This is a genomic window from Paraburkholderia sp. FT54 (assembly GCF_031585635.1).
Classification (GTDB): Bacteria; Pseudomonadota; Gammaproteobacteria; order Burkholderiales; family Burkholderiaceae; genus Paraburkholderia.
Genome location: NZ_CP134198.1, coordinates 25449 through 38797, shown reverse-complemented (window position 1 = coordinate 38797; position 13349 = coordinate 25449). Strand labels below are relative to the sequence as shown.

Genomic DNA, 13349 nt, shown 5'->3' with positions numbered 1-13349 from the left:
AACGCCCATGTACACACTCGGAATCAATGCCGTCTACCACGACAGCGCCGCAGCGTTGCTGCGCGACGGCGTGGTCCTCGCCGCTGCGGAAGACGAACGCTTCACGCACGTTAAACATGCGAAACGCCCGGTGCCGTTTTCGACCTGGCAGTTGCCATTCGACGCGATCGACTATTGCCTGAAGGCGGCCGGCATCACGCTCGCCGACATCGATCACGTGGCGTATTCGTACGACCCCGCGCTGTTCGGCGGCATGCCCAGCCGTCCGGGCGCAACCATCGAGCTGCCGTTCGATCCCACCAGCACGCGCCTGACCGACCCTTCCGCATCGCCGTGGGACCCGCTGTTTTTGAGCTACATCGCGAACGCAAAGGGGCAATTGCTCGACGGCGCGCCGCATCATTTGCGCAGGCGTTTTCAGGGCGTGGACCGCGAGCACGGCTTCGAATGGCACTTCGTCGACCATCATCTCGCGCACGAAGCAAGCGCATTTCTCGCCGCCCCGTTCGACGACACCGCCGTGCTGACCATGGACGGCCGTGGCGAAGGCGTGACAACGAGCATGGGACAGTTCGTCGGCGGCGAATATACGCGGCTCAGGCAGGTCGAACTGCCACATTCGCTCGGGCTGCTCTACGAGGCCGTCACTGACTGGCTCGGCTTCCTGCATTCGTCGGACGAGTACAAGGTGATGGCGCTCGCGTCATACGGCAAGCCCGCCTACCTCGATGTGTTCCGCGAGATCGTTCGCTGTCGCGCCGACGGCAGCTACACCGTCGAGGCACCGCGCCTGACCGCGCGGTTCGGACCGCCGCGCGAGCGTGGCGGTCCGCTCGAACAGCGCCACTTCGACATCGCGCATTCGCTGCAGCGCGTGCTCGAAGAAACCGTGCTGCAACTGGCCGGCTGGCTGCATCGGCAAACGGGGCTGCGCACCCTCAGCATGGCCGGCGGCGTCGCGCTGAACTGCGTGATGAATTCGAAGCTGCGCGATGCCGGGCCGTTTGAGGACGTCTGGGTCCAACCCGCGGCCGGCGATGCGGGCACCGCGCTCGGCGCGGCGCTATGGATCGATTACCGCGAGCGCTGCGCACGGGGCGACCGCCAGCGCCGCTGGATAATGGAGCACGCGTACCTCGGCCCGGAATACGGCGACGCGGAGATTGAACAGTTCCTGCGCTGGTCGAAAGTGCCGTACCGCAAGCTCGCCGACATCGCCGGCGAAACCGCCGGTCTGCTCGCCCACGGCAAAGTGATCGGCTGGTATCAGGGTCGCACGGAGTTCGGGCCGCGTGCGCTCGGTGCCCGTTCGATCCTCGCGTCGCCGGTCGATCCGCACATGCAGGCGACGCTCAACGAGATCAAGGATCGTGAGGACTTTCGCCCGGTTGCGCCGGTCGTGATGGAAGAGCATGCAAGCGACTGGTTCGTCGGCGGGAAGGCCGCGCCGTTCATGCTGTTCGTTTTCGACGTGCGCGCCGACAAGGCCGATCGCATTCCGGCCGTGCGCCACGTGGACGGTACGGCGCGCGTGCAAACCGTCAACCGCACGCAGCATCCGCTTTACTACGACCTGCTGGCCGCGTTCAGACAACGCACCGGCGTGCCGATTCTGGTGAACACGTCCTTCAACACCCGTGGAGAGCCGATGGTGAACTCGCCGCGCGACGCGGTGGAATCGTTCTGGACCTCGCCGCTCGACGCCCTCGTGATCGGGCCGTTCCTCGTCGAGAAACCGGGAGTCCACGCATGAGTTCACCAGTGTCCGGTCCGGTCAATCTGGGCGGCGACTTCGCCGGTCCGCGCTGCACCGCCGAGCCAGTTGCCGCGAGCTGCCCGGGTGCGTTGGTGGCGCACCGGGACGTCAGCGTGGTCGTGCCGACCTATCGCCGGCCGGCGATGCTTGCCGCGTGTCTTGACGCGCTGTGCCAGCAGGATTTTCCGGCGGAGCGCTACGAAATCGTGGTCTGTGACGACGGTCCGGACGAAGCCACGCGCGCGTGCGCCGAGCGTATTGGAGAGGCCCAGGCCGCGCGCGGACTTACGGTGCGCTATGTGCCCGTCACGCGCACGCAGGGTCCCGCCGGCGCACGCAACGCCGGATGGCGGCTCGCGCGTTCGCCGCTGATCGCATTCACCGACGACGACACGCTGCCCGATCCGCACTGGCTGAGCGCCGGCGTCGCGGCGCTCGCGCCGGGCGCTGCGGCCGCCGCTGGAACGATCCTGGTGCCGCTGCCACCGCTGCCGACCGATTACGAAGCGGACGCGAGTGGCCTGGAGCGCGCCGAGTTCGCGACCGCGAATGCCTTCGTCGCCCGACGCTTTCTCAGTGCGACCGGCGGGTTCGACGAACGCTTCACCTGCGCGTGGCGCGAGGACTCCGATCTGCAATTCGCGCTGATGCGGGCAGGGGGCGAGATAGTGCGCGCAAGCGATGCGGTGGTCGTGCATCCAGTGCGGCCCGCGCGCTGGGGGGTGAGCATCGCCCAGCAGCGCAAGAGCCAGTTTGATGCGCTGCTTTATCGCAAGCATCCCGAACTATTCGTAACACGGATTCGTGCGCGGCCTCCGCAGCTCTATTACACCATTCTCTGCGCGGCATTGACGGCGCTGATCGGCGGGCTTGCCCGCAGTCCGGCGGTAGCGCTTGGCGGTCTCGTCGCCTGGTCTGTGCTGACCGCGAGTTTCTGCGCGATGCGCCTGCGCGGCCGCGATCGAAGCTGGCGGCATATTGCCGAAATGGCGTGGACATCGATTCCAGTTCCGTTCCTTTCCATCTTCTGGCGGATCTATGGCGCCGTCCGTTTCAAGGTGTTCTTTCTATGAATGCAGCTCCGTTTCTGGCGACGCTCGCGCCGCGCCGCATCGTCATCTTTCGCGCCCTACAACTAGGCGACATGCTGTGCGCCGCGCCCGCGCTGCGAGCGTTGCGACAGGCGGCGCCGCAGGCGCACATCGCGTTGATCGGCTTGCCATGGGCGCAAGCGTTCGTCGAGCGCTACGCGAACCTCGTCGACGAGCTGATTGTGTTTCCCGGCGCGGTCGGCTTTCCCGAACAGCACGAATCGAACGCCGGGCTGCCCGCATTTTTTGCGCAGATGCGTGCACGGCGTTTCGATCTGGCGATCCAGTTGCACGGCAGCGGCGGCATCGCGAACGATCTGCTGTTCGCACTCGGCGCGCGGGCCAATGCGGGCTCCGTGCAGCCCGACGAGGCGGCGCGACCTGGCGTTTTCATCGGCTGGCCCGACGGGTTGCCGGAGTCCGAACGCTATCTCGCGCTGATGAATGCGCTTGGCGCGCCTGTGGTCGACCGGCAGTTGTGGTTCCCGCTGGGCACGCGCGACGGCGATGAGTACGCCGCGCTGGTGGCTGAGCATGGCATCGAAGCGCAGCGGCTCGTGCTGATTCACCCGGGCGCGCAATTGCCGTCGCGTCGCTGGCCCGCCGGACGCTTTGCCGACGTGGCCAACCGCCTGGCCGCCGACGGCTGGCAGATCGCCATCACCGGCACTGCCGCCGAAGCGCCGCTGACCGGCGCGGTGCTCGGCGCAATGACCGCGCCCGCGCTGCCCCTGGCCGGCGCCACGTCGCTCGGCGGACTGGCCGCGCTGGTCGCGCAGGCACGACTGGTGGTCTGCAACGACACGGGCATCTCGCACATTGCCGCCGCCACGGCCACCGCATCGGTAGTGATCGCGTCCGGCAGCGACACCCGACGCTGGGCGCCGCTCGATCACGCACGGCATCGCGTGCTTGCCGACTATCCCGCGTGCCGGCCATGCATGTTCCGCGACTGCCCTTATGGTCATCCATGCGCGCTGAATGTAAGTGTGGAGCAGGTGGTCCAGACCGCGCGCGCGCAACTCGCTCAGGACAGCGGGGCGCATCCCGGCGCGCCGAACGCGCTGCATGCATCTGCGGACCCGGAAACTTTCGAGGAGCGGCATCATGTTGCATAATTGCCGCCACCTGCGCGTGCTAACCTGGCACGTGCACGGCAACTATCTTTACTACCTGACCCATGCGCCACACGACTTCTATCTGGTCACGAAGCCCGGCCATCCGCCCGGCTACGCGGGCAGGGTTGGCGTGCTGCCGTGGGGCGACAACGTGCACGAGATCGGTATCGAGGAGGTGCCCGATCGGCAGTTCGACGTGATCCTGTATCAGCACAGGACTCACTGGGAACATGACCGCGAGCAGGTGTTGAGCGCGGAGCAACAGCGCCTGCCGCGGGTCTATATCGAGCACGATCCGCCTCAGGACAGTCCATTCCAGCAATGGCATTGGGTCGACGACCCGGACACACTGCTGGTGCACGTCACGCATTTCAACCAGCTGATGTGGGATTGCGGCGTCACGCCGACGCGGGTGATCGAACATGGCGTGGTGGTGCCCGAGGGTGTGCGCTACAGCGGCGGACTCGAACGGGGCATCGTGGTGTTGAACCATCTGGCGCAGCGCGGCCGGCGGCTCGGCGCGGATGTGTTCGCGGAAACGCGCACACGCGTGCCGCTCGATCTGGTCGGTATGGACGCGGAGCGGCTCGGTGGCATCGGTGAAATCGGCAATCTCGAACTCGCCGCCTTCAGCGCGCGGTATCGCTTCTTTTTCAATCCGATTCGCTGGACCAGTCTTGGTCTTGCGATCGTCGAGGCGATGATGATCGGCATGCCGATCGTCGGTCTTGCAACCACCGAACTGACCACCGTGATCCGCAATGGCGAGAACGGCTTCATACATACCGACGTGAGCGCGCTGGTAGACGCGATGAAGGAGCTGCTGCGTGACCCCGACGAAGCGCGGCGTCTGGGCGCCGGCGCGCGGCGCACCGCGCTGGAGCGCTTTCATATCGACCGCTTTGCGCAGGACTGGCACGAGGTGTTGCGGCACGTCACCGCTTGAATCCAGATCCGTCACGCCGAAGGACAAAGCACCATGAAAGAACTCACCCGCAAACGGATTCTGGTCACAGGCGGCGCTGGCTTCCTCGGCTCGCACCTGTGCGAACGCCTCGTTCTGCAGGGACACGACGTGCTGTGTGTCGACAATTTCTACACCGGCACCAAGGACAACATTGCGCCGCTGCTGGACTGCGCGAACTTCGAATTGATGCGTCACGACGTGACCTTTCCGCTGTATGTGGAGGTCGATGAGATCTACAATCTTGCGTGCCCTGCTTCGCCGATTCACTATCAGCACGATCCGGTGCAGACCACCAAGACCAGCGTGCACGGCGCGATCAACATGCTCGGGCTCGCCAAACGCGTGGGGGCAAAAATTTTCCAGGCTTCGACAAGCGAAGTGTATGGCGACGCGCTGGTGCATCCGCAGAAGGAAGACTACTGGGGACATGTCAATCCGATCGGGCCACGTTCGTGCTACGACGAGGGCAAGCGTTGCGCCGAGACGCTGTTCATGGACTACCGGCGCCAGCATGGGCTGTCGATCCGGATTGCCCGGATCTTCAATACGTACGGTCCGCACATGCATCCCGCTGACGGCCGCGTGGTGTCGAACTTCATGATGCAGGCGCTGCGCGGCGAGCCGCTCACGTTGTACGGCAACGGCTCGCAAACGCGTTCGTTCTGTTATGTGGATGACATGATCGACGCTTTTATCCGCCTGATGAACCTCGAGGACGATCCGGACGGTCCGGTCAATCTCGGCAATCCTCACGAGGTCACGATGCGCGAGATCGCGCAGCGCATCGTCACGATCACCGGCTCAGCGTCGCCGATTGAATTGCATCCGCTGCCCGCCGACGATCCGTGGCATCGTCGGCCGGATATCTCCCGGGCGTATGAACTGCTCGGCTGGCAACCGCGAACTTCCCTGGACGAAGGCCTGTCTGCCACGGCCCGGTATTTTTCTGCACAGCTCGACGCGGGCCGGCGATTGCCGGGAGTTCGTGCATGCGTTCCTGCGCCGCCGGCGCATAGTCCGACATGACATTACGCCTGGAGGAGCCCGGGAATCGCACGGCAACCGTCCGCCCCTGGCCGGCGCGCAGTCGTGCAATGCCGAACATGCCACGCAAGTCCTGCAGCATGCTGCGAAGCCGCCGTTCTAACGTCATGTTGCTTGGTTTCCGGTTGGCATGCGCGATCTGCTAAGGGGTTGCTGCACTTAAAGCATCGCGCTCTTGTCGCCCACCGATCTGCTGCCGACCGCGTCAAGCTTGCTCTGCAAATCCGCTTTGCGCTTCGCCATCTTTTCGCCCAGCGTTTGCAGATTGCATTTCGACTTGCGCAGTTCCGGGAAGAGTTCCCCTTCTTCCTCCTCGACGTGATGGCCGACCATCTCGCTCATCACTTTGAAGGTCGCATCGAAGCCGGTGTCGCCCGCCTTGAGCGTTTCAAACCTTGCGATCAACGTCTTGACGAGGAAGTGCTCGACATACGCTTCCTCGACGTCGATCGTGTCGCTGTCCGGCAACGCTTTCTGTGCGGCCGGATAAAGCAGCTCCTCTTCAAGCATCGTGTGGATCGAGAGCTCTTCGCAGGCGCGCCGCGCGAGCGCCGACCTGGCTTCGAGGTCGTCGTCGGCAGTCTTCCCGAACGCCTCGAACAGTTTTTCCACTGCGCGGTGGTCTGCCTCGAGGACGGCTAATGCGTCCTGTGAGCCGGATCCAGTCTCTGCCGTGTCCTGTTTGGTCACTTCCATGTTGTTTCCTCGGTCCCGCGGTTGAATGGGGTAACGACCGCTGCGGTTGAACGGCGGTTGAACGAAGTTCAGCAACTCGTGTGCCTACCGATAGACAGCCGGTACACGGATTCAGGACAACGAACCCGGATGAGAACCGGCGACACACGAGGGGGCGGCACCTAGCGTTCGTCGCGATCCCGGAAAGTCGTAGCGCGCGCGGCGCCGTTGAGGGTCTTTCCATGCCAGACGAAGCGCTGAAGGTGGCCACGGTCGTCCAGAATTGCTGCCCGGGTGTCGGCGGCATCGCGCCCAGATAGGGTCGGTAAGGGTTCCAACGCGGATCCACGATCTGAATGCCATCCACGGGTTCATGGCCGGGCAGCCTGAAAATCGTACATTCGAGTGGCGCAAGTTCAGCAGGCTTGCGGCAGACGGCGTTAAAAGCGGCCTCTTTCATTTCGCGCGTATAATCAGCGGTATCGAACGCGGTAAATGCCAGAAGGGGAATCTTTCCGGTCGCCTCGACCCGTAGAAGCGCCGCTGCAGGAGAAGCCTATGCACTCCGATCTAGATAACCTGAAACGCTCGGATGCCCTGGCCGGATGCAGAACGGTCACCTTCACAACGAGGCGCCAGTTCGCGTGCTAGTGGTCGACGATTCGCGCACGTCGGCGGATGCTCTCAGCGCATACCTTCAAGCCGGCGATATGAGCGTACGAACCGTCTATCATGGGCCGGACGTCCTTTAGGGAAAGCAAAGGCCTGGATCCCGGATTGCATTGTTCCGGACGTCGCCATGCCCGGTCAATCCCGCATCGGTGGTGTTGGCGCGTTGAGATGGGGACCGCTGCCAATGTGGACCGCAACGAACGGTCCCATATCCTGACCGTTTCGGAGTGTAGGGAGTTGCTGAGTTTCACCCGACAGCCGGGCACTAGGACGCCCCGTAACCTCCTGACCGCGCGCCAACGGAATGCAAGCCCCGTCGGCGGCCGCGCCAGTTCTAGTGCGTGCCGCCCCACTCGCCGTCCGACGAAACGATGTTGCCGGAACTGTCTACGATCGCTACCGGCTCTGCGGCGGCGCCCGGCGACGGCTCAGTCACGAGCAGGCCCGACTCGTCGAACTGCCCATCCCGTGCAACTCCGGCGGTTGTACTGTCGGCCATCTCCGCGAACGCCTTCAGAGAGCTTCCGAAGTGCGCCTGCAACGCCGCGAAGAACCCGTTCCCCACCTGTTCTGCGATCGCTTCCACATGCCGCAGGAAGGCCAAACTCTTTTTAACCCCCGCGGGGAATTGTCGCGCCTGGAGATCGATGACCTCACTGACTGACTGGGCCGAAAGTGCTGCGTCTGCCAACGCGTGCTGCTCGGACAAAGACGTCTTGATGGTCTGCATGTTTAGCTCGACGACTTTCTGGAGCCCTGCCAGAAATTCAGTGTTGCATTGGAAGGCAGCATCGACGTCGGTGTTACGTTGACGCGAGGAAGACCGGTTCACGGGATCAGGGTACATGGAGGCTCCGTTGTCAGATACGACGGGCGCGCGTATAGCGCCGTCATACGGCAGTGTCGGGACGGCTCGACGCGCGGTTATTCTGCGGTCTAACCGAAAACAAACGCCGCCGCCGGCGTTGCGCTACCGGCGACGATGAGTGCCTGCCGGCGTTTTTACTTCGGTACTGCCGCCGCCTGCCCGGCGCCCAGGTCGGCGCCCGTGACCGGATCGGCAGTGGTGGCGGAAGCCGTTCGCGACGCCATCGCACTCAGCACCTCGGCGTCCTTTTCAGAGACCTGAACGCTGGCGAGGCCGTCGCCACCGTCGACCGCCGGTTCCGGCTTTTCGACGAATTCCCACCCCGGCCCTTCATTCCACGGTCCGCGTGGCGTGTCATCGCCAGTGGACATGTTGTAGTAGACGTTGGTGAATTCGGGAACGCCCGGCAACTTGCCTTGCGGGAAGTTGGGCTGGATCGAGTGCAAGGCTTTTTCGAACGACTTCTGATGTGCGATCTCGCGGGTCATCAGAAAGCCAAGTGCTTCCTGGATGCCTGGATCGTCGGTGACATTGATCAACCGTTCGTAGACGATCTTCGCGCGCGCTTCCGCGGCGATATTGGATCGCAGATCTGCGGTCGGCTCGCCGATCGTGTCGATGTAAGCGGCCGTCCAGGGCACACCGGCCGAGTTGGTCAGCGCCGGGCCGCCACCGTACAGCAGTGCCGTGGTGTGCGAGTCGTTGCCGCCCCCGGTGAGCGACCGGTAAAGCTCCGCTTCCTGCTCGACGCCTTCTGCAAGCTGGCCCTTTCCGCCCTTGTTGAGCATCGCAACGATCGAACCGATGATTTCCAGATGACTGAGTTCTTCTGTCGCAATGTCAAACAGCATGTCGCGCCGGCCCGGGTCATCCTCGCTTACCGCCTGAGTGAAATAACGACACGCTGCAGCCAGTTCGCCCTGCGGGCCGCCAAACTGTTCGAGGAGCAGATTGGCGAGACCGGGATTGGGCGCGGCCACGCGGACCGTGTATTGAAGTCGCTTGTTGTGCACAAACATCGCATTTCTCCAGAAAACGATTGTGGGTTCTGTCGGAGTTCGTCCCGCCGTGAGCGGCGGAAGGGACTTCGGACAGAGAAGACCTGATTGGAAAACTGGTTGTGCGGTCGATGACGAACGCATGGGCGGAATGTCGCCGACCCTCGTCTCAGAGCGATTGCCCTGGCCTGATGTGCGCGCAGGAACGCAACGAGATCTACCTGCGCCTCGTTATCCGCATGCGTCGTGCCCGGCGCCCAAGCTGTCCCCGCGTGCCGCGGGCGTGGCCCGCGGAATCAACAGTGACCACCTATGCCCCCGGCGACGCAGGCGTTGTCGCTAGCCTCCGTCAACGTTCGCCCCCCCGGCAACCCTTGATCACGGCAACTTCTCGAGACGTCCTGAATGCACGAGGATGGGCTTTATCGGCTGGGTGTCGTGCTGGCGTGGCAAACGGCATTCTGACCACCGCCTGTCTCATTCGCGTGTCACAAAGGTCCAGACAGTTGGCACGCGCGTTGCGCGCCACCAGCGTTGGTCGGCGCTTATCCTCGCCTTGCCGATGGTGCCTCGCCGTACGAGGCAGCGGTCTGCCGCATGATGACTGCCGTGCGCCGAAAAGTGTGTTCGAAAGGTCAACAGGCTGGTTGGAGACCGGTCGCGCGGCGCGCGAAGCGCCGGGTTTCGTTCGCGAGTGGATATGGGCGCGGGCGGGTCAGGAGATCATCCATACCAAGGCATTACGCAATCCTCAATAACCGCTGCGGGATTTCAGCGACGGCGACCACTGGCGGCAAAAGGTCGGTCTGCCACCCGGTGGAACAGGCGTTGCTGGTGAGCTAGACCGAAGATGGTATCCCCGCCCACGGTCGGGTACGCAACGCGGTCACTATCCACAGGAGAGTCACATGAGAGCACTTCGCTGGCACGGCAAGCACGACATTCGCTGCGACACGGTTCCCGATCCAGTGATCGAAGAGGGCCGTGACGCGATTATCAGGGTGTCGAGTTGCGCAATCTGCGGATCGGATCTCCACCTGTTTGACGGGTTCATGCCGACCATGGAAAGCGGCGATATCCTGGGACACGAATTCATGGGCGAGGTCGTCGAAGTGGGAAGAGACAACATCAAGCTCAAGGTCGGGGACCGGGTCGTCGTGCCTTTCACCATCTTTTGCGGCGAGTGCGAGCAGTGCAAGCGAGGGAATTTCTCCGTTTGCGAGCGCAGTAATCGCAACAAGGAGAAGGCCGACAAGGTATTTGGCCACACGACCGCCGGGCTGTTCGGCTATTCGCATCTCACCGGCGGCTACGCGGGCGGTCAAGCGGAATATGTGCGCGTCCCGATGGCCGACACCACTCACGTAAAGATTCCGGAGGGGCTCATTGATGAGCAGGTCCTTTTTCTTGGCGACATTTTTCCCACCGGCTGGCAGGCGGCGGTGAACTGCGACATCCAGCGCGCTGACACGGTTGCTATATGGGGTGCTGGCCCGGTCGGCCAGATGGCAATTCGTAGCGCAGTGCTGCTCGGCGCGAGGCAGGTCGTGGTGATCGACCGGGTGCCGGAACGGCTCGCCATGGCGCGGGCTGGCGGCGCAACAACGATCAATTTCGACGAGGAGAGTGTGCTCGATCGCCTCAAGGATCTGACCAACGGGAAGGGTCCCGAAAAGTGCATCGACGCCGTGGGCATGGAGTCTCACGCGACGCGTTCGTTCGACGCCATGTACGACCGCGTCAAGCAGGCCGTCATGCTTGAAACCGACCGTCCACATGTGCTGCGCGAGATGATCTACGTTTGTCGGCCGGCCGGAACACTGTCGGTGCCGGGCGTCTATGGCGGGCTGATCGACAAGATTCCGTTCGGTGCGTCAATGAACAAGGGCCTCACCTGGAAGATGGGCCAGACCCATGTCAACAGATGGACCGACGACCTGCTGCGCCGGATTCAGGAGGGGCAGATCGATCCGTCTTTTGTCATTACGCACACCGTGCCGCTGGAAGACGGGCCGGCCATGTACAAGATATTCCGCGACAAGGAGGATGGCTGCATCAAGGTCGTGTTAAAGCCGTAACACGCGTGTGCCCGAGCGGCGGAGCAGTGGGCCGGGAGTAGGCAACGGATGCCGAATGTGCCGGCTGCCGTGCAACCTTTGTAAGTTTGGACCGCTGCCCTACCTGAACCAACCGGGGGGCTGAATCAGTCGCACTGCCCATCCGGTCCGCAGTGCGCCGCCCAGTTCCGCGTTCGCGCCACTCTCGCGCCTGCCTTCGCGCAAATGCGGCAGGCAGGACGGGATGCCTTTCCGCACGTCGAGCTCGGCCCAATTTTTGCGCGACTTTTTGCCAAGCCGTTCGAGGTCGAGACAGCACTTCGTATGAAAGCGGGATTCTCGACCACACGCCGGCGCATTTTCCTGTGCGGCCTGACCGCACTCACTTAAGGAGCAGACAATGGAAACGACGAAGGAAGAAGGAAAGCTGCGGGAGGTTACCGGCGGCGCGCAGCAAGCCGCTGGGGACCTGCTGGGCGATGCCGGTGCGCAAGTCAGCGGCAAGGCGAAGGAGCTGAGCGGAAAGGCGCAGCAGCTCTACGCCGATTTTGCGCAGGTTGTTCGCGATTCTACGGCAGAGCGCCCGTTCGCCGCGCTCGCAATTGCCGCAGGCGTGGGCTTCATCCTCGGCGCATTGCGTGCGGGGAATCGCTTCGGCCCCACGAGCGTGCGGAGCGGATGGGGAGATCGTGAATAGGGCTGCTCGCGGCTGTGTTCACCGGGTTGGCGCAGACGGCACCCCGCCTGGACCGCTGCCTGCCACCACCATCTCGAGGAGTCCAGGAATGTCCATGCGCTCGAAAGTCACCCAGTGGCGGAACGTCGGCAGATTCTGTATCGAGCGAGCTACCGATTACGGTGAGCTCCTCGGGGTTGAACTTGAGGGGACCAGGAAACGTCTGGTCCGGGAGTTATGCGCACTCGTTGCTCTCGCCGTCGCTGGCCTTTTTACCCTTTCGTTCGTGTGCATTGCTGTGATCGCAACGGCCTGGCGAACGGCCTATTTTCTTCCGGTGGTCTGGGGCGTCGCCGCGATGTGGCTGATCTTGACGGCCGCTTCCCTTCTTGTCGTTCGAACCCAAAAGCCCGGGCGGTCGCTTCATGTGCTGCAGAAGGAAATCCGGGACGACCTCGACACCCTGAAGGAGGCGCTTAGATGAACCGCGACCGTAAGGACAATGAAGCTGAGACGGCCATTCGGCGACGCATGGCGGCATCGCGCGAAACGTTGCTTGCAGCCAACCGCCCTTCTCCATCAGTCCTGGCAGCACGCAAGGCCACGCCGTCATCCGCAGGGAGCTTTATCGCGTTGCTGGTGGAGGCACCACGCGTCACGCTGTTGCTGGCGCTCTGCATCAGCGCAGTCGTGCTAGGACCACGCCGGACAATAGGAGTTGCCGCCCGCTCGTGGATCGCGGCGTGGCTCGGCGGTACCGTCCGGAATGTGGTTCGCAAGAATCTATGAGCACTTCGTGCGGCAGAAGGTACAGTCTGGTCACGTTTACGAAGCCCGTCGACCCTGCGCGGTGGCTGTGGCCGGCGATCGAGAATGGGCGCGAAGGGGCGCACGTCGCCCCCTACGATCCAAGAGGATGAGCGATACACTTTCCACTGAGCTTGCCAGTTCCGGCGAGCGGACCTGCTTCCAGGTGGCGAGTGTGATAGCCAGATTGTTCGTACCTCGCTGCAAGCCAGGGCAAATTAGTGGCGAAACCTTGGCGCAAGTCGTTACGCGATAATGCGTTGAACTGGTGGACCCCTGGAGGGGCGCCGCTCGAGCGTGAAAAGCCGCCCACCGCGAACTCCTGACACTGGTGGCGCTTGAGCTTGACCCAGTGGGTCGAACGTCCGGAGCGATAGGGAGGGTCCGTACGCTGACCCACGACGAAACAGTTTACTTGCCGAGGCAACAAGCAACGCGGGTCTTGGGGGGAGTCCGCCGCGGAAAGCAGAAACGGATCGTCCGTATCCACCATCAGCTCCTGCAGGAGCCGGCGCGGGTTTGCAAAGGTTCCTCCCCGATGTCCGCACCGTTCGCATACAGAAGGTCTAAGACGAACAGGGTGATATCTACAGCACTGCGCCGATCGAGAGCGTATTGAG

Annotated in this window: 12 protein-coding genes; 9 read left to right on the top strand and 3 right to left on the bottom strand. The window is 63.3% G+C overall.

The genetic code is table 11. The annotated features are described in order from the left end of the window. Positions 1 to 7 precede the first annotated feature (7 nt). Genes RI103_RS37145 through RI103_RS37125 form a run of 5 tightly spaced genes read left to right on the top strand, consistent with a single transcriptional unit; the run spans position 8 to position 5958 of the window. On the top strand, positions 8 to 1753 hold the full coding sequence (locus RI103_RS37145; protein ID WP_310819618.1) for a carbamoyltransferase C-terminal domain-containing protein: 1746 nt from the start codon (positions 8 to 10) through the stop codon (positions 1751 to 1753). Next, positions 1750 to 2829: a glycosyltransferase gene (locus RI103_RS37140; RefSeq protein ID WP_310819617.1), complete on the top strand. Its 1080-nt coding sequence runs from the start codon at positions 1750 to 1752 to the stop codon at positions 2827 to 2829. Before RI103_RS37145 ends, RI103_RS37140 begins: the two co-directional genes overlap by 4 nt. Continuing rightward, the gene (locus RI103_RS37135; RefSeq protein WP_310819616.1) at positions 2826 to 3965 is read left to right on the top strand and encodes a glycosyltransferase family 9 protein; all 1140 of its coding nucleotides are present in this window, start codon (positions 2826 to 2828) and stop codon (positions 3963 to 3965) included. Before RI103_RS37140 ends, RI103_RS37135 begins: the two co-directional genes overlap by 4 nt. Further along, the gene (locus RI103_RS37130) at positions 3955 to 4911 is read left to right on the top strand and encodes a glycosyltransferase family 4 protein (RefSeq protein ID WP_310819615.1); all 957 of its coding nucleotides are present in this window, start codon (positions 3955 to 3957) and stop codon (positions 4909 to 4911) included. The genes RI103_RS37135 and RI103_RS37130 overlap by 11 nt, the downstream gene beginning before the upstream one ends. Positions 4912 to 4944: 33 nt before the next feature. Further along, complete coding sequence (locus RI103_RS37125; protein ID WP_310819614.1) at positions 4945 to 5958, top strand: UDP-glucuronic acid decarboxylase family protein; 1014 nt, start codon at positions 4945 to 4947, stop codon at positions 5956 to 5958. A 177-nt stretch (positions 5959 to 6135) separates the two neighbouring features. On the opposite strand, the gene RI103_RS37120 is transcribed toward RI103_RS37125, so the two are convergent. From RI103_RS37120 to RI103_RS37110, 3 genes are all read right to left on the bottom strand, one after another. After that, on the bottom strand, positions 6136 to 6672 hold the full coding sequence (locus RI103_RS37120; RefSeq protein WP_310819613.1) for a hemerythrin domain-containing protein: 537 nt from the start codon (positions 6670 to 6672) through the stop codon (positions 6136 to 6138). 985 nt (positions 6673 to 7657) lie between these two features. Further along, positions 7658 to 8170 (bottom strand): phasin family protein, encoded by a 513-nt coding sequence (locus RI103_RS37115; RefSeq protein WP_310819612.1) that lies wholly within the window; start codon positions 8168 to 8170, stop codon positions 7658 to 7660. 155 nt (positions 8171 to 8325) lie between these two features. Then, positions 8326 to 9210 (bottom strand): manganese catalase family protein, encoded by an 885-nt coding sequence (locus RI103_RS37110; RefSeq protein ID WP_310819765.1) that lies wholly within the window; start codon positions 9208 to 9210, stop codon positions 8326 to 8328. Positions 9211 to 10097: 887 nt separating this feature from the next. Here RI103_RS37110 and RI103_RS37105 point away from each other — a divergent pair. From RI103_RS37105 to RI103_RS37090, 4 genes are all read left to right on the top strand, one after another. Then, a complete protein-coding gene (locus tag RI103_RS37105) occupies positions 10098 to 11267 on the top strand; it encodes a zinc-dependent alcohol dehydrogenase (protein ID WP_310819611.1) in 1170 nt (389 codons plus the stop codon). 379 nt (positions 11268 to 11646) lie between these two features. Beyond that, complete coding sequence (locus tag RI103_RS37100; protein WP_310819610.1) at positions 11647 to 11943, top strand: CsbD family protein; 297 nt, start codon at positions 11647 to 11649, stop codon at positions 11941 to 11943. 88 nt (positions 11944 to 12031) lie between these two features. After that, positions 12032 to 12406, top strand: coding sequence for a phage holin family protein (locus tag RI103_RS37095; RefSeq protein ID WP_310819609.1), 375 nt, complete (start codon positions 12032 to 12034; stop codon positions 12404 to 12406). After that, complete coding sequence (locus RI103_RS37090; protein ID WP_310819608.1) at positions 12403 to 12711, top strand: hypothetical protein; 309 nt, start codon at positions 12403 to 12405, stop codon at positions 12709 to 12711. The genes RI103_RS37095 and RI103_RS37090 overlap by 4 nt, the downstream gene beginning before the upstream one ends. Positions 12712 to 13349 lie beyond the last annotated feature (638 nt).